Consider the following 20,364-nt stretch of genomic DNA (forward strand, 5'->3'; position numbering starts at 1 on the left):
CCGTTAAAGCCGTAAAATATAACGATTAGACGTTGCCGCGAATCATTGCTGTAACCCCTGTGCGTGAGAGCTCTTTAATGCCATATGGCTTGAGCAGCTCAATCATCGCATCAATCTTCTGAGTATCTCCAACCACCTGCACCAGAAGGCTGGTTGAGCCGATGTCCACTACTGACGCGCGGAAGGTTTCGACAACACCCATAATTTCCGGCCGTTCTGCCGGTTCAGCTTTGACTTTGATCAACGCCAGTTCCCGGGCAACCATTGGTTTGGAGCCGAGGTCCACGACCTTGATCACATCAATCAGCTTGTAGAGCTGCTTCTCAATCTGCTCCAGCGTATGCTGGTCACCCAGCGTAACGATTACCATGCGGGACAGCCCGGCTTCCTCGGACTGTCCGACGGTAATACTCTCAATATTGAAGCCCCGGCGGCCGAACAGACCGGAAACCCGCTGCAGCACACCCGGCTGGTCATTCACAAGCACTGAAATCGTATGCCTCATCACTGTCATTCATCCCCCATCAGCATTTGATCAATGGTTGACCCTTGAGTTACCATCGGGTAGACATTTTCGTCTTTGGGAACAACGAATTCTACCAGAACGGGTCCCGGCGTTTCCAGTGCTTCTTTCCACGCTGCGCCAGCTTCTTCCTTGTTCGTTGCCCGCAGTCCTTTTACACCATAAGCCTCAGCCAGCTTGACAAAATCCGGGCTGCCTCCGAGGTCGGTGTAGCTATAGCGCTTCTCATAGATGAGATTCTGCCACTGCCGGACCATACCCAAAACCTGGTTGTTGATGACAACAATTTTGACCGGTATATTGTTGAGCGCACAGATGGCAAGCTCTTGGGAACACATCTGCATGCCCCCGTCACCGTTAATGGATACTACCAGCCGCTGCGGCTTCGCCATTTGCGCTCCGATGGCCGAAGGGAATCCAAATCCCATTGTTCCGAGGCCCCCGGAAGTAATCCATGAACGGGGATGATTGAACTGATAATATTGCGCAGCCCACATCTGATGCTGGCCTACATCCGTAGTAACAATCGCCTCACCCTTAGTGGTGTCATTGATCATTTGAATAACCCACTGCGGTTTCAGCTCAGTTTCCGAATCATTGTAACGCAGCGGATAATCCCGCTTCCACTCTGCAATCTGGCTTCTCCATGCATCGGCATTGTTAGCCCGGCTTACATCAGGAATCAGCATTTCAAGTACCGTCTTCACATCGCCAACAATCGGAATATCAGCCGATACATTTTTACCGATTTCCGCCGGATCAATATCAATGTGGACAATTTTTGCTTTTGGCGCGAAGCCGTCCAGCTTGCCTGTCACACGGTCGTCGAACCGGGCACCGATATTAATCAGCAGATCACATTGCTGGATAGCATTGTTCGCGGTATAAGTCCCGTGCATACCGGGCATTCCCATCCACAGCTCATCCGCACTTGGATAACAGCCCAGCCCCAGCAGGGTTGTGGTGATTGGGATTTGCGTCCGCTTCACGAATTCATGCATCGCCTCATGAGCTCCTGAGTAGATGACGCCCCCGCCCGCGATGATGATTGGACGTTCCGCTTCGGAAATGGCACGAACCAGCTTGTCGAGCTGAAGCTTGTTCGGAACGGTACGCGGATTGTAGCCGCGAAGATTGACACCTTGCTGCTGTACCGGTGTAAACAAGGTTTGTGCCGCCGATACGTCCTTTGGAATATCTATCAGCACCGGACCCTTACGTCCAGTATTGGCAATATGAAATGCTTCATGAATAATGCGCGGCAGGTCTTCAACATCGCGTACAAGATAGCTATGCTTCGTAATCGGCATCGTTATCCCTGTAATATCCGCTTCCTGAAACGCATCGGTACCAATCAGGCTGGAAAATACGTTCCCGGTGATTACAACCAGCGGAACGGAATCCATAAAGGCGGTAGCGATGCCCGTCACCAGGTTGGTTGCTCCCGGGCCGGAGGTTGCAATGCACACGCCCACTTTACCGCTTGCTCTGGCATAGCCGTCTGCCGCATGAATCGCGCCTTGCTCATGCCGTGTCAGAATATGCTTGAAATCGTCGAAGCCGTGAAGAGCGTCATAGATGTACAATACCGCTCCACCGGGATATCCGAATACCGTATCTACACCTTCCAGCACCAGACTGCGCAGCAGGACTTCGGAACCGGTAATCACCTCCGGCTTCTTCCATTTCTCACGTAACTGCTCTGTAGACCGCACTTCTGGTATTTGCGCGCTCATCAGTATTCCTCCCTTCGATAGTTAACATTCATTATGCAAATGACAGACCGTCTTTTATACAACAGTTAAGGTTCTTGGCAACAAAAAAACCTTTCGCCTCCCACGCGCAGAAGAGAAGCGCGTGAGGGACGAAAGGTTGATCTTCCGTGGTACCACCCATGTTTGCATTACATCTCACGATGCAACGCCTTATCAGGTAACAAAAATCCATCGATGTAGGCAGGGCCCAAATCTTTGTAACCTGAAGTCCCTAACGCGGACCAAACGATTCCCCCTAATAATTCCACCACTCTTGCCGATGGACCTTTCAGGGAAACAGCTCCGAGGTGAGCTCGTATATAAGGGATTCTGGTGGAGGTTGCAGCAATTCCTCTCACTCTCTGAGCAAAAGAGCCCTTAAAACTTCGTCCTCATCATTGCCGATGCATGTATATTCGATAAAATGTTTAGACACATTATATGATTCCTCACACGGTTAGTCAATACCCTCTTTTCCGAGAATGTCACAAAAACATGTTCTATTTTTTCCGGAACGCCCACACCACTGCGGGCATATGATGTACGACAATGCGTGGAGGGGGCGCCTATTATGATTCGTTACCGCAGACCCAAGCAGGATGACACCGTCATTCTTGACTTAATTGAAAAGCAGCTGGTGCCATTATCGCATCTTCCGCAGACCGTGATCAACCAGGTCCGAAAGGATCTGCCCCGGAGGCTGGGGCAAGGGGTTACTCTTGTAGCTTGTCCCGATTATGAGAGCGATCCGCTGGGGTTTGTCCACTTCATGCTGCACGGTGATTTGCTGTATATAGATATGCTGGCCGTTACCCCTTCCGCAAGACGAAAACGCTGGGGAAATTTACTCATGGACCGGGCGGAACGGTTTGCACTATCACGCGGATGCCTGAGGGCCAAAGTATCGGTGGATTCCGGGAATGCGCCAGGCATTTCCTTTTATCAAAAATTGGGCTACAGCGTAGCCCGTTATCAGCCGCAAAACTATTGCTATGAATTCGAAAAACAATTGGACAGCAGATTCAGAGCCTAAAAGAAGCCAATCGGCGGGATGCCAGGACCTGGTCCGTAAGGGCCATAAGGTTTAGCAACAGGGCCGTAGCCACCATAAGGGACGCCTGGATAACCATAGCCTCCATAAGCATAAGGAGCCGTGCCAATAGCCAGCAAATCAAACAGCACCAGCGGAATCAATGCCTTTGTTTGTACTTTTTTACCGTTCATTTGCTTTAAAAATAGGCGATTTCCCGAAACGCGAACCAGCTTGCCCATCACTTTGGAGCCATCCTTCTTAACTGCAACAATGTTTTTACCCACCAGCTTCATCACATGCTTCTTCGTTACCGGCTGTACCATAATTATCCCTCCTAAAATGACTTCATCTCAAAACAGTCTATTCGCAGACATGCATCTTCGCCTGTACGCTTGCCCTATTGTTTTCACTAGATCAGTTAACCTATAGATTTTCATATTGGGGTCTGGTCGTAACTGCGGGGAATGTTTGGACTTCCGGCCGCTGTTGTCTGCAGATTTCTTGATTATTACCGCTCTTCGCGGTGGAAATCCGCAGACAAAGGCGGACGCTACCGCTCCGTAAGTATCCAAACTTCCCCTCCGTCACTTCTGCCCTTTTTATGTTTTTTTAGTTCAACTGATAGATATTGCAACAAAAAAACGCATTTCCGAAAAAACCGGAAATGCGTTTTTACAAGTAATGACCAAGGACTAGCGCTTGCTAGGGTCGTAAGGTTCACCTAATGCCTTAGGCGCCGAAGAACGTCCGACCGCGCTGACCAGAACAATAATAGTCAATACATAAGGAATCATGAAAATGAATTCCTGAGGAATGTCCTTGGACCATTCGAACAATTGAACATAGTTGCGGATCGCTTGGGAAAATCCGAAGAAAACAGCCGCGCCGAAAGCACCAAGCGGATTCCATTTCCCGAAGATCATTGCCGCAATGGCGATAAAGCCCTGACCGGAAATCGTATTATGTGCAAAAGTACCTGTTGTCGTAAGTGTAATCGTGGCTCCGCCAATACCAGCGAGCATGCCGCTCAGCATGACGCCGATATATCTCATCCGTTTCACGTTGACACCCAGGGTATCCGCAGCACTCGGATGCTCGCCGACAGCGCGCAAACGGAGCCCAAACGGAGTTTTGAAGAGTACGAAATAAATTACAATAACCAGTATAATCGCCAAGTAGGTTGTCGGATAGGAATTAAATATTCCTTCACCGATAACGGGAATCTTGGAGAGCCCGGGAATCGCTACCTTGCTGAAGCCATCCAGAAGTGGTGTTTCACCGGCTCCGTCGAAGATCAGCTTTACAACATAAAGGGTGCTGCCGGCTGCCAGAAAGTTAATTACCGTACCACTGATGGTCTGGTCAGCCTTAAACGTAATCGACGCAACAGCATGAATCAGCGCACCCAGTACGCCCACTGCCATCGCACACAGCACGCCGATCCAAGGAGCCCAAGCTCCCATGCCGGCATCCTGAGCATAATATCCGCCCACCGCTGCGGCAAAAGCACCGAACATCATCAAGCCTTCAAGTCCGATATTTACAACACCGGAGCGTTCAGAGAAGATGCCCCCGAGGGCAGCAAATATCAGCGCTGTGGAAAAAACAAGCGTTGTATTGAGCAATTGGCCTAATACTACTACGTCCATCTATAACACCTTCTCTTTCTTGCGCTTGAGGTAGAACGGTTTAAGCACCCAACGCACTATTCCTTGAGCCGCAATGAAGAAAATAATTGAGCCAATGACAATACGGATCAGTTCGGGAGGAACATCCGCTCCAAAGCTCATTCCCGCAGAACCATAGGTTAAAGAACCGTACAGGATAGCGGCCAGGATTACACCCAGCGGATGCGTCAAGCCCAGCAAGGCAACAGCGATGCCGTCAAAGCCGTAGCCTGGCGATGCCGCAAAGACGGATTGGTAATGGAATACGCCAAGCACCTCTCCAGCTCCCGCTAATCCGGCAAAAACACCACTAATGAACATCGCCTTTATAACGTTGCGCCCGACGTTCATCCCTGCATACTCAGCAGCATGAGGATTCAGACCAACCGCACGCATTTCGTAGCCTTGTTTGGTTTTCCACAAATACACATAGAAGAACACGGCTGCGCAAAGCGCCAGGACGGTTCCCCAGTGCAGACGGGCATTATCAAATATTGAATTCAGAAACGTCATTGAGAGCGAAGCCGGAATGTCCTGTGAACGATTCTGTCCGGGAAGCAGCAGGAACGTTCTGACAATATAATTGGACAAGAAAAGCGCAATCCAGTTCAGCATGATTGTAGTAATAACTTCATTGATCCCGCGTTTCGCCTTCAGGTAACCGGCAATGCCTGCCCAGAGACCGCCGCAGAGGCCGGCAATGATCACCGCAAGCGGCACCAGCACAAATGTCGGAATGCTGCCGGCAAACTTAATGCCAACTACAGAAGCTGCAGTCATACCGATAAGCACCTGACCGTCCGCACCGATGTTGAACATCCCTGAACGGAAGGCAAAAGCCACCGCAAGCCCTGTGAACATCAGCGGCGTCATTTCGCGTATTGCTTCACCGAAGTCATACGGAGTGCCGAAAACGCGTTTAAACAGTGCGGAGTATGCGGCAATAGGGTCGTAGCCTCCGACCAGCATAACAATGGCTCCGACCAGGAAGCCCATTACAATCGCGACCAATGGAACAATATAGCTGTCGGTCGCAAAGATTTTTTTGAATCTAGACATCCGCATGGCCTCCCCGCTTCAAGCTTCCCGCCATCATCAGACCGAGCTCCTGATCATTCGTATCCTGCGGGAATACTTCGCCGACAATCTGCCCTTCGTAAATAACGGCAATTCTATCGGACACATTCATAATTTCATCCAGTTCAAAAGAAATCAGCAGCACAGCCTTACCTTGGTCACGCTGTTCGATGAGTTGCTTCTGTACAAATTCAATGGCTCCGACATCGAGACCACGCGTTGGCTGGGCCGCAATCAGGAGTATCGGATTCTTATCTATTTCCCGCGCAATAATCGCTTTTTGTTGATTACCGCCCGACAAGGAACGCGCTTTATTCTCAATAGAAGGAGTACGCACATCAAACTCCTTGACTAATTTTTCGGCATGCTGATCAATAACTTCTTTGTTAAGGAAGCCATTCTGGTTATAAGGGCTCTTATAATACGTCTCCAGAACCATGTTCTCACTTACCGTAAAGTCGAGTACCAGGCCGTGCTTATGACGGTCCTCCGGAATATGAGACACGTTCATCTCAGAAATTTTGCGCGGAGACAGATTGGCAATTTCTTTGCCGGATACCGTGATGGACCCGGAATCAATTTTGCGCAGACCGGTAATCGCCTGAATCAGCTCGCTTTGTCCATTGCCGTCGACTCCTGCGATGCCCAGAATTTCGCCAGCCTTCACTTCAAAGCTAAGTCCATTGAGTACAGCGACACCTTCCTTGCTCTTGCTGCTGACATTAGACAGCTTCAAGACACTGGAGCCGATCTGCGGGGCCTGCTTGTCCACCTTGAAGGTTACGCCGCGTCCCACCATTTTTTCGGCCAGCTCATTGGGATTCGTACCTGAAGTGTTCACAGTATCTATGACTTTACCCCGGCGGATAATGGTAACCCGGTCAGAAATCTGCATAATTTCTTTAAGCTTGTGTGTTATAAGAATAATGGATTTGCCCTCTGCAACGAGCCGCTTCATAATCGCCATAAGTTCCGTAATTTCCTGCGGCGTAAGCACAGCGGTAGGCTCGTCGAATATAAGTATATCCGCTCCGCGGTACAGGGTCTTCATAATTTCTACCCTTTGCTGCATGCCGACCGAAATGTCATGAATCTTCGCATTCGGATTGACTTGAAGGCCATACTGCTCCGATAGCTTGCGGACCTGCTCCGCGGCGGATTTATAGTCGATTTTAAGACCTTTTTTCGGTTCCATACCCAGAACGATATTCTCGGTTACCGTAAAAGGCTCTACAAGCTTGAAATGCTGGTGAACCATCCCAATGCCAAGCTCAATCGCTTTATTGGGACTATCAATAATAACCGGTTTCCCGTCGATTTCGATGCTGCCTTCATCGGGCTGGTACAGTCCGAATACGATATTCATCAAGGTCGATTTGCCTGCCCCGTTCTCACCAAGCAGCGCATGAATCTCCCCTTTTTGCAGCGTCAGACTAATGGAGTCGTTCGCGACGATACCGGGAAAGCGTTTTGTGATTTGCTTCAACTCTACGACAGGAGCCGCAGCACTCATGGAATCACCCTCATCACAGAATATATATTGCCTTAGACACGGCTGTACCGCCCCTTAAGGACGGCACTGCTGTGTTCCTATTACGGATACTTTAACAGGGAACAAGGCCAGCTCAATAACCGGCCTTGTTCTTGTTTATTATAGTCCAGCTAGAAAATGTGAATCGGGATTACTCAGTAGGAACTTTGATTGTTCCGTCAACAATTTTTTTGCTGTATTCGTCAACTTTGGCAAGAATTTCAGCGGATACGTTAGCTTTGGATGTTTCAGGAAGGCCTACGCCGTTGTCTTTCAGACCCAGTACGGTTGTAGTGCCGCCTTTGAATGTTCCGTCAACAACCTGTTGGGAAACTTTCTTAACAGCTTCGTCAACACGTTTGATCATGGAAGTCAAAGTTACGTCATCGCCAAATTCCAGGGATTGGTCTTTGTCTACGCCGATTACCCATACTTTAGTGCCGCCTGCTTTGTTGCGGGATTTAGCTTCGTTGAACACGCCGTTGCCTGTTGCGCCGGCAGCAGGGAAGATGATGTCATTGCCAGCATCGTACAGAGTAGCTGCCAAGGATTTACCAGTATCTGGTTTGTCATAAGCACCTGCATAAGTAATGGTTACTTTTGCCTTAGGGTTTACAGCTTCTACGCCGGCTTTGAAGCCAACTTCAAAACGTTTGATAACCGGGCTCTCCATACCGCCGATGAAACCTACTTTGTTGGTTTTGGTTGTCAAACCGGCAACCACACCAACCAGGTAGGAACCTTCGTTTTCGGAGAAAGTAACAGACTCAACGTTAGGAGCTTCTACTACGCTGTCGATGATCGCCAGATTAGCGTTAGGGTTCTCAGTAGCAACCTTCTTAACGGCGTCGCCAAGATCAAAACCGATACCCCAAGTCAGGTTGTAGCCGCCTTTAACAAATTGGTTAAGGTTCGGTTCATAGTCAGCATTGGATTTACTTTGCAGATATTTGATTTCAACGCCGGATTCTTTTTCAAGAGCCTGCAGAGCTTCCCAAGCGGATTGGTTAAACGATTTGTCGTTTACTCCGCCTACGTCAGTTACGAGACCAATTTTAACATCTGTTTTAGGAGCTTCAGTTGGTGCTTCTGTTGCTTCGGCTGGTGCGTTAGTTGCTGCTCCAGCGTTAGTGCTTGCTGCATTGTTTGTTTTGTTGTTGTTTCCGCAGCCTGCCAGAATGACAGTGAATGCGAGCAACATAACAAGAGAAAGCTGATAAACCTTTTTCATTGATCGAGTTCCCCCTTAAGAAATTGGATGTCTTCTGTGTTCTGCTTGGACATACCATTAGCTCAAATTATACCTGCTAAAAAACCTAAAATCCAGTCTATTAATGACCTCAGGTCAATAATTATTTGCATTTTTTCACAAGAAATCGTTTACTATGACACGACATGTCAATAAAAAGCTCAAATCATGTTAGAAATCCTCGAATTTCCATCTTCAGCTCTGGGGCACTATAAATAGTATTGCACAGAGATTGGTTTTCTATTATCATGAATGTTTACATATTGTATGAAAAGGGAGTACTGACAAATGGATGACAAGAATCAAAACAATCCTCAAGCTGCGCCTGCCTCTAAATTCTGCCGTGAATCCCGTGTTTTCAAAACAGGACGTGTGTTTCCTAATGATGTAAACAATCACAAAACACTGTTCGGCGGCAAGCTCATGAGCACCATTGATGAAGTCGCCTCCATCTCCGCCATGCGCCACTGCCGTACCAACGTGGTGACCGCCTCTGCGGATTCCGTGGACTTTCTCCTGCCGATCAGACCTTCGGATTCCGTCTGCTTCGAATCCTTCGTCTCCTGGACAGGCCGAACCAGTATAGAGGTATTCGTCAAAATCATCTCCGAGAACCTATATACAGGCGAGCGCGCTGTTGCCGCGACTTCCTTCCTGACCTTCGTTGCTGTTCATGAAGACGGCACTCCGGCCCCTGTTCCGGCGATTGTCGCCGAGACCGATGAAGAGAAGCTCATCAGCGAATCTGCAGCCGAGCGCTCTGAGCTGCGAAAGATCAGAAGAACAAGCAGCAAAACACTGGCTTCCCAGCTTAGTACCACAAAATATTGGGAATAGCAAGGCGGTTATTTACGCCACAAAAAAGCACCGTCACACGGGATACCCCGCAGGCGGTGCTTTTCGGTTACTTCTAAGCTTTACGCGTTGATCTTCTCTTTGGCTACTACAGCCAGGGAGTTGAATGCGTTAATGTCGTTTACTGCCAGGTCAGCCAGCATTTTACGGTTCACTTCTACGCCAGCCAGCTTCAAGCCGAATACAAGCTTGCTATAGGAAAGACCGTTCAAACGGGCTGCAGCATTAATACGAACGATCCACAGTTTGCGGAAGTTACGTTTAGTCTGACGACGGTCACGGTATGCGTATACCATCGACTTCATTACTTGCTCGTTAGCTGTTTTGAAAATGCGATGCTTGGAACCGAAATAACCCTTTGCCAGCTTCAATACTTTTTTATGTCTACGACGAACTACAAATCCGCCTTTAACTCTTGCCATATTAATAAACCTCCCAAAAATGTGTGATAAAACTATTTCAAGTTAGCTAGTCCTTGTTTCAAACGTCTTACATCCCCAGGGGCCATTACTGGATTGCCGTTCAATACGCGTTTTGCGCGTTTCGATTTGTGGGACAGCAAGTGGTTCTTGTGAGCTTTGTAACGCAGTACTTTGCCGGATCCGGTAATCTTGAAACGGCCTTTCAGACTGCTGTGGGTTTTCATTTTAGGCATGGTGTTTCCTCCTTGAATATTATGCGGCGCCAAATTGCTGTGCAAGTGGCTCCAAATTTATTGGGCTTTGGGAGCCAAGATCATAATCATGCTGCGGCCTTCCAGCTTAGGCTGGCGCTCAACAACAGAAATCTCTTCCACTTCACTCTTAACACGTTCCAGGATCTTCTGGCCGATGCTGGCGTGTGTAATCTCACGTCCGCGGAAACGCACGGAGCACTTCACTTTATCGCCTTCACCCAGGAACTTGACCACATTGCGGAACTTGGTCTGATAATCATGTTCCTCAATGTTAGCACGGAACCAGACTTCCTTGATGTCCACGACCTTCTGGTTCTTGCGTGCTTCCTTCTCTTTCTTCTGTGTTTCATAACGGAACTTGCCGTAATCCATGATGCGGCATACTGGCGGCTTCGCCTGCGGCGCTACGTTGACTAAATCCAGATTAAGATCAATCGCCATTTGCAACGCTTCGCGAATTGGCTTGATGCCAATTTGCTCGCCTTCCGCTCCAACCAAACGGACCTCTTTGGCCCGAATTTCATCATTGATCATATGTTCCTTACTGATAACTCTCCACCTCCGGATCTACTTAGGCAATAATTTGTTTGCGGTTCTCCATTAAAAAAGGGGTGCCGGTAACTCCCGACACCCCGTTTGATCAACGTTCATGAATTATACATCCATAAAGCATTGAGATCAAAACCAGCTGGCGTATTTGCCAGTCAGGTGAGAAGCCGGTGCTTCTGCTTGCAATCCCTATGTTTTGCACACTTGAATACTATACATCACTCAGGCAAGGAGTGTCAATAGTACCCGGAAATATTTTCTCAAAAACTTCTGCAGCCAGTTCTTACGATACCTGTTTGCTCTGCACTTCCTCAAGCCTTACGACACGCGTATGCTTGGTATGGCTCCATTGCTTGTTATTCTGCGTGAAGAACGCATAGAACGTGATGGGATACCAGGAGATCAGGTAAATTGGGAAAACCAGCAAATACAGATATACCTTCTTGAATTTGACCTTCTCCAGCGCCATTGCGAGCAGGAACGTCAGAATGTTGGCTCCAACCGCGAAATAGCCAAGCCAAAGCGGCAGCTGACCATAGATATTGGCAATATGCGGACCATCGAACAGCGAATTGTCGACCCACATCACGGCAGTCATCAGGAACGTCAGCAGCACGATGTAAACATTGGCTCCGTAGAGCGCCAGGTCAAACTTCGTCAGGCTGCGTTCTTTAATACTTTGCCACAGCAAAGGAAAGAAATAACGGCGGGCAACTGTAAAGTGCCCCTGCATCCAGCGCAGCCGCTGTCTCGAGGAGGCCTTGAACGTCAACGGCTTCTCATCAAAAACCTTGGCGTCATAGTTGAATCTTGGGTAGACGCCCTTCGATGCGCTGCGCATCGTAAATTCCAAATCCTCAACGAGACTTGTTGCTCCCCAGCCCATTTCCTTCAGCAGGTTGGTCTCGAAGCACATGCCGGTACCGCCAAGAAAGTTAGCCATATTCAGATTATGGCGCGACAGCTGCCATAACCGGTTGATGTACCAGTAAGATACGCCGTAAGCGGCGGTAATCCAGGAATCCTCAGGATTCTTAGTATCAATGTAGCCTTGAATAACCCGCGCCCCTGTGCAGAGATCATTGTTCATCTCCGTCAGGAATTCGGTATGCGCCAGGTTGTCCGCATCGAACATAACCACAGCGTCATATTGCCGTGGCATCGCCCACAGCTCCTTGAGCATCCATTCAATCGCATAGCCTTTGCCGCGCAGATTGGTGTTGGTGCGGACGCAGGCATTCATGCCATGCTCTCTTACAATTTTTGCCGTACCATCCGTACAGTTGTCGCAAATAACGAATACATCGTACAGTTCCTTAGGATAATTAAGCTGCTTCAAATTCTCCATCAGCGCGCCGACGACTTCTTCCTCGTTGTGTGCGGCAACCAGTACAGCAAATGATTTTTCCGGAGCGAACTTAGCCTTGTTCTTTTGCTTGTGCAGTCCGAACAATGAAAAAGTAAACTGATAGACTGCGATTGCCGCCAAGATCACTTGGAGCGTAACAAACACTGCGTCTGCCATGACCTTTTGATGCCCCCTTTTCACTCTTGGTGTTCTTTTTTTCTCTCTTTTGCTTGATAAACGTTCTTTCTGACCCTTTTGTTGCATCCCTTACAGTAAGACCAAGAGCATTCCCTTTTGTTGGTGAGGCAGGCTTGCTGTTTATTTATCACGTTAAAAGACGGGTACGGATTCCAGTTAAGGGGACTCCTTTTTTCTCTGTTACCTTTTAAACGTGTTCTGCCTGCTTGAATCATTGTAAGGCGTAAGGGGTTCCCAAGTCAAAACTGGCATTTTCCGAGCTTAACCGAGCTTTTCCTTGAAATGGACTGCCTGAAAAAAGTATGATAAAGACAGCTTTAAGGGATATACCAGATTACTGCAGCCTGCGCGCCTGTTATCTTCAGCCGTACTATTCGGAGGGAACAAGATATGAGACATTTATTTATGAGATTACATCTCTTGGAGCGGCGCCTGTTCAAGTGGATTAACGGAAGCTTGCACAACCCATTTCTGAACTTCTGGCTTTTCTATCTTACCCATCTGGGAGGAGCTACAAGCGCCATCGGCATAAATGTGCTGGTCTGGGCGCTGTCTCCGCAGCCGTGGAGAACGACGGGACTTCAGGCTCTTGTTTCCTTGACGGTCAGCCATATTCCCGTTGCCATCGCCAAGAAGCTCTACCCGCGAATGCGGCCGTATCTGGCACTTCCGGGAACAAATACATTTCGCAATCCGCTTAAGGATCATTCTTTTCCTTCAGGCCACACTACAGCTATCTTTGCCTCTACGGTTCCCTATATGGCAGCCTTCCCTGCCCTGACCGTTATCCTGCTGCCGCTCGCCTGCATCGTCGGATTCTCCCGGATCTATCTTGGACTGCATTATCCGTCCGATGTTGTTGCAGGGGCCGTAATCGGTACCGGCGCCGCTGCAGGCACAATTGCTTTGTGGTTCTGATGCCCGGCACTGCACGTACAATTCGGACCAGCGAAAACCATTGCGAAAACAGGTGAAATATAAATTGCGCAAAAAAAGAATACTCTTGCTGTCGGAAGGTTTTGGCGCTGGGCATACGCAAGCAGCTTATGCGCTGTCGAGCAGCCTGCGCAAATTGTCGCCCCATATACAAACGAAGGTGCTGGAGCTTGGAAGCTTCCTGAATCCCAAGATGGCACCGCTTATTGTATCGGCTTACCGCAAGACGGTAACCTCCCAGCCCCGGCTGATGGGTTATGTGTACCGTCACCAGAAATCATTTAATCGTCTTACCACACTTGCCCTGCACCGCTTATTTTATACACATACGCAAAATATTGTGAAGCAGCTAAAGCCGGACATTATCATCTGTACCCACTTCATTCCGAGTGCCGTGGTCTCCCGTCTCAAACGGCTGTACCCGGCGTTCAAGGTGCCGCTCATTACGGTCATAACCGATTATGATGCCCACGCCACCTGGATCAGCCCTGAGGTAGACCGCTATTTGGTCTCCGCCCCGGAGGTCAAGGCCAAGCTGCGCCGCCGGGGCGTTGCTGCAGCCAAAATCCAGGTCACCGGCATGCCGGTGCATCCGAGCTTCTGGGAGCATCCCGGCAAGGAGGGCATTCTGCAGCAGTTCAGCCTGCAGGACATGCCGACTGTCATGGTCATGGGCGGCGGCTGGGGCATGATGAACGATGAGGTCGTGAACGAAGCTCTTGCCGGCTGGCGGGAGAAGGTTCAGATTGTTTTTTGCCTTGGCACAAATGAGAAGCTGATGCGGCAGATGCAGGAGGACCCGCGCTACAGTCATCCCAACATTTCCCTGATCGGCTTCACGCGTGAAATCGACAAGCTGATGGAAATTTCCGATCTCCTCGTCACGAAGCCGGGCGGGATGACCTGCAGCGAAGGGCTGGCCAAAGGCATCCCCATGCTCTTTCACCATCCGTTGCCCGGCCAGGAAGAAGAGAACTGCCGGTACTTTACGGCGGCCGGGCTCGGCGAACCCATTGCTTCACTGGACGTCATTGACAAATGGATGGAACGGCTGCTGTACAACTATGACGATGTACAGGCCAAGCGAAAAAGCCATCTCAAGGAAATTGCTCGGTTCCATCCACTGCAAAGCGCCCAGAGCATTATTGATATGCTTGAACAAAGCTGGTAAGAACATCAAAAGGCATCCAGGTCGCCCGCCCTTGGAATGCCTTTTGATGTATTTGGCCTACAGGCGGTATTTATCCAGGCGGGAAGCCTGATACCGCTCCAGCGCCTGCGCACCAACAATGGCCTCGCAGCGGTGAATGTTGACGCCGCGGCCAAAAAATTTGGTCTCGTATTCTGTCATAACATGCTCTTCATTCATGATCCCGTCCGGGTGCAAATCCAGGGAGATGTTCTTCATTTGCAGGCCGTAGTCGGCAAAAGCATTCAGCGAGAATTCAAACAGGCTGCGGGAATCCGTCTTTAGATGAATTTCGCCAAGCGGGCTGAGCAGTCCGCGGTATTTGTCGAGAAACCGCGGGTGAGTCAGTCTTCTACGCGCATGCTTGGCCTTGGGCCACGGATCGCTGAAGTTCAGATAGATCCGCTCCAGCTCGCCGGCTGCAAAAACTTCCTCGGCGTAGTTAATATTGGCCAGCGCAACCTTCAGGTTGGGCGGCGTATCCTGCCCTGCCGGCTCCCAGACCGCTCTCGCCTTCTCCGCCGCACGGCGGATCAGCTCATCATACATATCAACGCCGATAAAATTGATATCGGGATATTTAAAGCTCATTTGGCTGATAAACTGTCCCTTGCCCATTCCAAATTCAACATGAATCGGATGATTGTTGCCAAAAAGTTCAGACCACTGCCCCTTGAGGCTGCGAGGGTCAAGGATGACCAGGTCGGTCTGCTCCTCCAGACTTTCACGTATTCCTTTTCTTCCGCGTAAACGCATAGGTACTCCTCCGCTTTTCTCTGATACAAACACTGTCACTTGCAATATTGTGCCGAACTTGTCCGCAAAAGTAAAGGATTTTCAATACGAATACAACCTCTATATTCATGGAAAAAGGAATTCTCCGCCCGGCTGGGGAACAGCCGGCGAAAAATTCCTTCTTTGTTGTATTTGGAATTGGGGTCCACTTGTCGGGGCGGTTCGTAGCTTACCGCGAAGGAGTGTTAAAATCAAATTTCTTCTCGAATGCGTTTCTGATCTTGCGCTGTGCTTCTGTCTTGATCTTATGGTTGCCGTTAAATTCCACGCCCGTCAGCGCGAGCGCTTCGTCGGGAGTCAGCTGTACATCAATGGAGCCTTTTCCTTCGGCATAAGCCGTTTGAGAATTCATCATGATCACCTCTTGGGTTATATTATTGACCTTGCGACATGAAATTATGAATTCAAGAAATAGAGATTATAGTTGCTGCTGCGGCTTTTTCACACTTCAAATATAACATAATGTGTAAGCATTCGCAAGGTAAAACCGCTCTATTTCAAGCCTATTTTCAAGTGGAAAATCCGGGTGGAAATGTTACGTTCGCCGCCGATCTTTGATACAATGGAAAGGTTAAATAGAAAGGAGCAGTCCATGTCTAACCTTCTACAGACCTCCTCCCCGCTGCTGTGGGGGGATAAACGTTTTCATACCTGGAACTACGAAATGCGTGAGCAGATGGACACTAAGGTGTTCAAAGTGATGCTGGACGCAGGCTTCACCTGCCCGAACCGGGACGGCTCCATCGCCAAAGGAGGCTGTACCTTCTGCAGCGCCAGAGGCTCCGGCGATTTCGCCGGCAGCCGCCGTGACGATCTGGTTACACAGTTTGGTAACGTGCGCGACAGACAACATCTGAAATGGCCAAACGCGAAGTACATCGGTTATTTCCAGGCCTACACCAATACGTACGCTCCGGTTGAGGAGCTGAGAGAATATTATGAGGTAATTCTGGAGCAGCCGGGTGTCGTCGGCCTGTCTATCGCTACCCGCCCCGACTGTCTGCCGGATGATGTGGTCGAATATCTCGCAGAGCTGAACCAGCGTACGTATCTCTGGGTGGAGATGGGCCTGCAGACCATACACGAATCCACTTCGGAGCTGATCAACCGTGCTCATGATACGGCTTGTTATACCGACGCTGTCCAGAAGCTGCGGCGTCACGGCATCCGGGTCTGCACCCACATTATTCACGGGCTGCCGCAGGAAACACATGAAATGATGCTGGAGACGGTATCCGCTGTAGCCAATATGGATGTGCAGGGCATCAAAATCCACCTGCTGCACCTGATGCGCAAAACGCCAATGGTTAAGCAGTACGATGCCGGACTGCTGCGTTTTTTGGAGCAGGACGAGTATGTGAAGCTGATTGCCGACTCGCTGGAAATTCTGCCGCCGGAGATGATTGTGCACCGGCTGACCGGCGATGCGCCGCGCGACCTGCTGGTCGGACCGATGTGGAGCCTCAAGAAATGGGAAGTGCTGAACGCTATCGACAATGAGCTGGTTAACCGGGACACCTGGCAGGGTAAATATTGGAGGAAAAGCTAATGGGCTTCATGTCGGTCCTTAGCTTTGCCCATAAATTGACCGCCGAGCGCCTGCAGCAAGGCGGCCGGGCCATTGACGCCACCGTGGGCACCGGTGCGGACACATTGTTCCTCGCCAAGGCGGCCGGGCCGCGCGGCGGGGTGTACGGCTTTGACATTCAGCCTGCGGCGCTGAGTCTTGCCGAGGAGCGCCTGCGGCTGGCCCGGGAGGAGGCGCCTGCGGCGCTGTCTCCCGTAACGCTGCTGCAGCGCAGCCATGCAGCAATGGCGGAAGCCGTTCCGCAGGACTGGTGCGGAACGGTCTCGGCGGTGATGTTCAATCTCGGCTATCTGCCCTCGGGCGATGCCGACAAGACCATCATCACCGAGCCGGAGAGCACGCTGGCCGCGCTGGAGGCGGCGCTTGCGCTGCTGCGCCCCGGCGGCATCATCACAGCGGTGCTCTATCCCGGCCATGATGGCGGGGACCGTGAAGCCGCCGCCGTCACGGCCTGGGCGGCGGAGCTGCCGTCCGTGACGGCCCAGAGCATTGTGTACCGCCAGCTTCAGCGGGACACTGCCCCTTATGTAATCGCGGTGGAGAAGAAAAAAGGAGCTGACCATTAATGACAGTAAGCAAAGTGGAGCACATTGGCATTAAGGTGGACAAGCTGGAGCGTTCACTGAGCTTTTACCAGGAAGTCATCGGCCTCACGCTGCAGGATATTGTGGGCGAGCCCGGTGACGCTCTGCGCCTGGCCTTCCTCAGCTTCCCCGGTCAGACCAGTGTTGAGATTGAGCTGATTGAAGGAGTGTCCGAGGGGCTGCCCCAGGAAGGAAAAGTCAGTCATGTAGCCTTCACGGTGGAAGGCATTGAGGAGGAGCACAGACGGATTGCCGGACTTGGCCTTCAAGGTCTAACTGCTGTCTCCACGGTGGCAAACGGCAGCCGCTATTTCTTTTTTGACGGTCCGGACGGAGAAAAGCTGGAATTCTTCGAGCCGGCACGCAGCAAGTAAACTTTATATTCGGGAAGGAAGATGCAATGATGACTAAGCCATATCCATTAAAATTTCAACCGGAGTTCAAAGAGCGTGTCTGGGGAGGCCGGGCTTTGGAGAAGTTCGGTCTGGAGCTGCCAGAAGGGCACATTGGGGAAGGCTGGATGATCGCCGATCATCCGAACGGCACCTCTTCGGTGCTGAACGGCGAGCTGGCCGGACAAGGACTGGATCAGATCCGTGAGCAATTCGGGCATGAATGGTTCGGCAGCAAAGGCAGTCCCAAGGACGGCGGAAGATTCCCGCTGCTGATCAAGCTGCTGGACTGCAATGACAACCTGTCCGTGCAGGTGCACCCTACCGATGACTACGAAGGATTGCCAAAGGGCGAACTGGGCAAAACAGAGATGTGGTATGTGCTGGACGCCAAGCCAGGCGCCAAAATCATCTACGGTCTCAAAGACGGTGTAACCCGTGAAAGCCTGCGCGAGGCGCTGGATAACGGAACAGTTATGGACACCATGCAGGAAATCACGGTCTCCGCAGGCGATGCCTTCTATATCCCTGCCGGAACTGTGCACGCCCTCTGCGCCGGAGTGGTTGTAGCGGAAATTCAGCAGAACTCCGACACTACATACCGCATTTACGACTACGACCGCCCGGGTCTGGATGGCAAGCCGCGTGAGCTTCATATCGAGGATTCGCTGAACGTAACCGCCTATGAAGGCGCAGGCGCCACTTCCATGAAAACCGATAGCGCTGTAGCTGGTGAGTGGCTGCAGATTGCCGTCTCGCCTTATTTTATTGTTGAAAAAGGCGTTGTGAACGGGGAATGGAGCCTGTCCACCACTCCGGACAGCTTCACGATTCTCGTTATCTGCGAAGGCAGCGGGCATCTGACCTGGGATGGCGGCTCCCAGCCTTATTCCGCCGGGGAATGCTACCTGCTCCCGTCCACCCTGGGAGCCTACGGAATCGAAGGGCATTCCACTGTACTCCGCTCGTATCTGCCATAAGCCAGGCCGGAGCAGGCATAGAATTAATGGGTAGCGCGTATGCTTCCGAAGTAAGTTTTGCACGCAGTATCTCCAAGAAGTATTCCTTACAAAACTAAGCATATGCTTTCGAAGCAAGTTTTGTCGCAGTATCTCCAAGAAGTATTCCTTACAAAACTTTTAGGAGGAACGGTATGAGGGAAAACAGCTTTAAGATGACCGATCCCCTCGGGGTCCCGATTCATGTCTATGAATGGCTGCCGGAGCCGGAGGCTACGGTCCGGGGGATTGTCCAGATTGCCCATGGCATGTGTGAGACGGCTGCCCGCTATGCCCGTTTTGCAGCGGCGCTTACCGGCGCGGGTTATGCTGTATATGCCAATGACCACCGGGGCCACGGCCAAACGGCAGGCAGGGTAGATTTGCTGGGGGACACCGGCGAGGACGGCTTCTACTGGATGCGGCGCAATCTGCTCCAGCTCGGCGGCATTGCCCGTTCCCGGCATGAGGGCCTGCCGATTTTCCTTCTTGCCCACAGCATGGGCTCTTTTCTGGCTCAGAAGCTGATGTGCGAGGAAGGCCATGAAGAGTACGCCGGCTTTATTCTCAGCGGCACCAATGGACCGCGCGGCCTGCTGGGACTGGCGGAAACGCTGGCAGGGATGCAATACAAGCTGCAGGGCGTACGCCATCGCAGTGTCCTGCTGAACGGTATTGTATTCGGCCCTTATAACCGTTCCTTCTCTCCAATAAGAACAGCTTTTGACTGGCTCAGCAGTGACCAGGAGGAGGTGGACCGCTTCATTGCTGATCCTTTTTGCGGAGCGATCTGCACCACCCGCTTCTTCCGCGATTTTTTCCGGCTGCTGCGGGATATCCATTCCGGCGAAACGCTGCTTACATTATGCACGGATAAGCCCGTATACTTATTCGCGGGAGCCAAAGACCCCGTTGGAATGAACGGTCAAGGCGTTCTGCGCCTGGCCCAAATCTACCGGGAGCGGGGGATTACGGATGTGGAATACAGGCTGTACCCGGAGGGCAGACATGAAATGCTTAACGAGGTGAACCGCGATCAGGTTACCTCCGACGTGCTGGATTGGCTCGTCCGCCATCTCCCCGCCGAATCACTGCTGCTTCAGCCCACCGCTCATTAGAACAAATGCAAAGACAGGCACTCCGGAATCCGGTGAATGCCTGTCTTTGTATTTTTCCGCTACAAATCTACTAATGCTCCATTTTTTAACAGAATTATTATGTTATGATTTCCTTGTACAGCACTGCTCGTGAGCTGCCGGTCTCTCCCTTGGAGGAGGTGACGGTAATGGAGGTAAAAGATGCTCTTTCACTAATGTTCGTGTTCGGAATGTTCATACTTGCACTGCTGGGCTATATTAAAAAGAAATAGACCGCCCCGGCAAAGGTAACGGTCTACTCCAACAACACTGGATGGGACGACCC

General features: G+C 50.7%; 23 protein-coding genes. 10 read left to right on the forward strand and 13 right to left on the reverse strand.

Going from position 1 to position 20,364, the window contains the following annotated elements:
- Window positions 1-25 precede the first annotated feature (25 nt).
- Window positions 26-514, reverse strand: coding sequence for an acetolactate synthase small subunit (gene ilvN / locus ACX1DY_RS11925; RefSeq protein ID WP_458964414.1), 489 nt, complete (start codon window positions 512-514; stop codon window positions 26-28).
- A complete protein-coding gene (gene ilvB / locus ACX1DY_RS11930; RefSeq protein WP_458964415.1) occupies window positions 511-2,259 on the reverse strand; it encodes a biosynthetic-type acetolactate synthase large subunit in 1,749 nt (582 codons plus the stop codon). Before ilvB ends, ilvN begins: the two co-directional genes overlap by 4 nt.
- 589 nt (window positions 2,260-2,848) lie before the next feature.
- On the opposite strand from ilvB, the gene ACX1DY_RS11935 reads away from it, so the two are divergent.
- Window positions 2,849-3,310 (forward strand): GNAT family N-acetyltransferase, encoded by a 462-nt coding sequence (locus ACX1DY_RS11935; protein WP_458964416.1) that lies wholly within the window; start codon window positions 2,849-2,851, stop codon window positions 3,308-3,310.
- Here ACX1DY_RS11935 and ACX1DY_RS11940 read toward each other — a convergent pair.
- From ACX1DY_RS11940 to ACX1DY_RS11960, 5 genes are all read right to left on the reverse strand, one after another.
- Window positions 3,307-3,633, reverse strand: a complete 327-nt coding sequence (locus ACX1DY_RS11940; RefSeq protein ID WP_458964417.1) for a hypothetical protein — start codon at window positions 3,631-3,633, stop codon at window positions 3,307-3,309. The two genes, ACX1DY_RS11935 and ACX1DY_RS11940, sit on opposite strands and share 4 nt — an antisense overlap.
- A 369-nt stretch (window positions 3,634-4,002) precedes the next feature.
- Entirely contained in the window at window positions 4,003-4,959 is a 957-nt protein-coding gene (locus tag ACX1DY_RS11945) for an ABC transporter permease (RefSeq protein WP_458964418.1), read from the reverse strand.
- On the reverse strand, window positions 4,960-6,036 hold the full coding sequence (locus ACX1DY_RS11950; RefSeq protein WP_458964419.1) for an ABC transporter permease: 1,077 nt from the start codon (window positions 6,034-6,036) through the stop codon (window positions 4,960-4,962). It lies immediately after the preceding gene.
- The gene (locus tag ACX1DY_RS11955) at window positions 6,029-7,567 is read right to left on the reverse strand and encodes an ABC transporter ATP-binding protein (protein WP_458964420.1); all 1,539 of its coding nucleotides are present in this window, start codon (window positions 7,565-7,567) and stop codon (window positions 6,029-6,031) included. The genes ACX1DY_RS11950 and ACX1DY_RS11955 overlap by 8 nt, the downstream gene beginning before the upstream one ends.
- A gap of 169 nt (window positions 7,568-7,736) precedes the next feature.
- The gene (locus ACX1DY_RS11960; RefSeq protein ID WP_458964421.1) at window positions 7,737-8,816 is read right to left on the reverse strand and encodes a BMP family lipoprotein; all 1,080 of its coding nucleotides are present in this window, start codon (window positions 8,814-8,816) and stop codon (window positions 7,737-7,739) included.
- A gap of 306 nt (window positions 8,817-9,122) precedes the next feature.
- Here ACX1DY_RS11960 and ACX1DY_RS11965 point away from each other — a divergent pair, with 306 nt between their 5' ends.
- On the forward strand, window positions 9,123-9,671 hold the full coding sequence (locus ACX1DY_RS11965; RefSeq protein WP_458964422.1) for an acyl-CoA thioesterase: 549 nt from the start codon (window positions 9,123-9,125) through the stop codon (window positions 9,669-9,671).
- 80 nt (window positions 9,672-9,751) lie between these two features.
- On the opposite strand, the gene rplT is transcribed toward ACX1DY_RS11965, so the two are convergent.
- From rplT to ACX1DY_RS11985, 4 genes are all read right to left on the reverse strand, one after another.
- Window positions 9,752-10,111, reverse strand: a complete 360-nt coding sequence (rplT, locus tag ACX1DY_RS11970; protein ID WP_458964423.1) for a 50S ribosomal protein L20 — start codon at window positions 10,109-10,111, stop codon at window positions 9,752-9,754.
- Between the two features lie 32 nt (window positions 10,112-10,143).
- Window positions 10,144-10,344 carry a 50S ribosomal protein L35 gene (rpmI, locus tag ACX1DY_RS11975; protein WP_019912828.1) on the reverse strand — a complete coding sequence of 67 codons (201 nt, stop codon included), beginning with the start codon at window positions 10,342-10,344 and terminating at the stop codon, window positions 10,144-10,146.
- A 57-nt stretch (window positions 10,345-10,401) separates the two neighbouring features.
- Window positions 10,402-10,899 (reverse strand): translation initiation factor IF-3, encoded by a 498-nt coding sequence (gene infC / locus ACX1DY_RS11980; protein ID WP_458964424.1) that lies wholly within the window; start codon window positions 10,897-10,899, stop codon window positions 10,402-10,404.
- Between the two features lie 298 nt (window positions 10,900-11,197).
- On the reverse strand, window positions 11,198-12,439 hold the full coding sequence (locus ACX1DY_RS11985; RefSeq protein ID WP_458964425.1) for a glycosyltransferase family 2 protein: 1,242 nt from the start codon (window positions 12,437-12,439) through the stop codon (window positions 11,198-11,200).
- Window positions 12,440-12,850: 411 nt separating this feature from the next.
- Between ACX1DY_RS11985 and ACX1DY_RS11990 the strand changes: the two genes are divergently transcribed.
- On the forward strand, window positions 12,851-13,378 hold the full coding sequence (locus ACX1DY_RS11990; RefSeq protein WP_458964426.1) for a phosphatase PAP2 family protein: 528 nt from the start codon (window positions 12,851-12,853) through the stop codon (window positions 13,376-13,378).
- A gap of 64 nt (window positions 13,379-13,442) precedes the next feature.
- Entirely contained in the window at window positions 13,443-14,567 is a 1,125-nt protein-coding gene (locus ACX1DY_RS11995) for an MGDG synthase family glycosyltransferase (protein WP_458964427.1), read from the forward strand.
- A 57-nt stretch (window positions 14,568-14,624) separates the two neighbouring features.
- Here ACX1DY_RS11995 and trmB read toward each other — a convergent pair whose 3' ends face one another.
- Together trmB and ACX1DY_RS12005 are read right to left on the reverse strand one after the other, a co-directional pair.
- A complete protein-coding gene (gene trmB / locus ACX1DY_RS12000; RefSeq protein ID WP_458964428.1) occupies window positions 14,625-15,341 on the reverse strand; it encodes a tRNA (guanosine(46)-N7)-methyltransferase TrmB in 717 nt (238 codons plus the stop codon).
- 208 nt (window positions 15,342-15,549) lie between these two features.
- Window positions 15,550-15,735: a hypothetical protein gene (locus ACX1DY_RS12005; protein ID WP_458964429.1), complete on the reverse strand. Its 186-nt coding sequence runs from the start codon at window positions 15,733-15,735 to the stop codon at window positions 15,550-15,552.
- A gap of 237 nt (window positions 15,736-15,972) precedes the next feature.
- On the opposite strand from ACX1DY_RS12005, the gene ACX1DY_RS12010 reads away from it, so the two are divergent.
- The 6 genes from ACX1DY_RS12010 (at window position 15,973) to ACX1DY_RS12035 (ending at window position 20,311) form a co-directional block, all read left to right on the forward strand.
- The gene (locus tag ACX1DY_RS12010) at window positions 15,973-16,929 is read left to right on the forward strand and encodes a TIGR01212 family radical SAM protein (protein WP_458964430.1); all 957 of its coding nucleotides are present in this window, start codon (window positions 15,973-15,975) and stop codon (window positions 16,927-16,929) included.
- The gene (locus ACX1DY_RS12015) at window positions 16,929-17,534 is read left to right on the forward strand and encodes a tRNA (mnm(5)s(2)U34)-methyltransferase (RefSeq protein WP_458964622.1); all 606 of its coding nucleotides are present in this window, start codon (window positions 16,929-16,931) and stop codon (window positions 17,532-17,534) included. The genes ACX1DY_RS12010 and ACX1DY_RS12015 overlap by 1 nt, the downstream gene beginning before the upstream one ends.
- The gene (locus ACX1DY_RS12020; RefSeq protein WP_458964431.1) at window positions 17,534-17,926 is read left to right on the forward strand and encodes a VOC family protein; all 393 of its coding nucleotides are present in this window, start codon (window positions 17,534-17,536) and stop codon (window positions 17,924-17,926) included. The genes ACX1DY_RS12015 and ACX1DY_RS12020 overlap by 1 nt, the downstream gene beginning before the upstream one ends.
- 29 nt (window positions 17,927-17,955) lie before the next feature.
- Complete coding sequence (locus ACX1DY_RS12025) at window positions 17,956-18,924, forward strand: type I phosphomannose isomerase catalytic subunit (RefSeq protein WP_458964623.1); 969 nt, start codon at window positions 17,956-17,958, stop codon at window positions 18,922-18,924.
- 173 nt (window positions 18,925-19,097) lie between these two features.
- Complete coding sequence (locus ACX1DY_RS12030; RefSeq protein WP_458964432.1) at window positions 19,098-20,060, forward strand: alpha/beta fold hydrolase; 963 nt, start codon at window positions 19,098-19,100, stop codon at window positions 20,058-20,060.
- A gap of 194 nt (window positions 20,061-20,254) precedes the next feature.
- Window positions 20,255-20,311: a putative holin-like toxin gene (locus tag ACX1DY_RS12035; RefSeq protein WP_232231566.1), complete on the forward strand. Its 57-nt coding sequence runs from the start codon at window positions 20,255-20,257 to the stop codon at window positions 20,309-20,311.
- The last annotated feature ends 53 nt before the right edge of the window (window positions 20,312-20,364 follow it).

The sequence above is a fragment of the Paenibacillus sp. BAC0078 genome, from assembly GCF_054483875.1.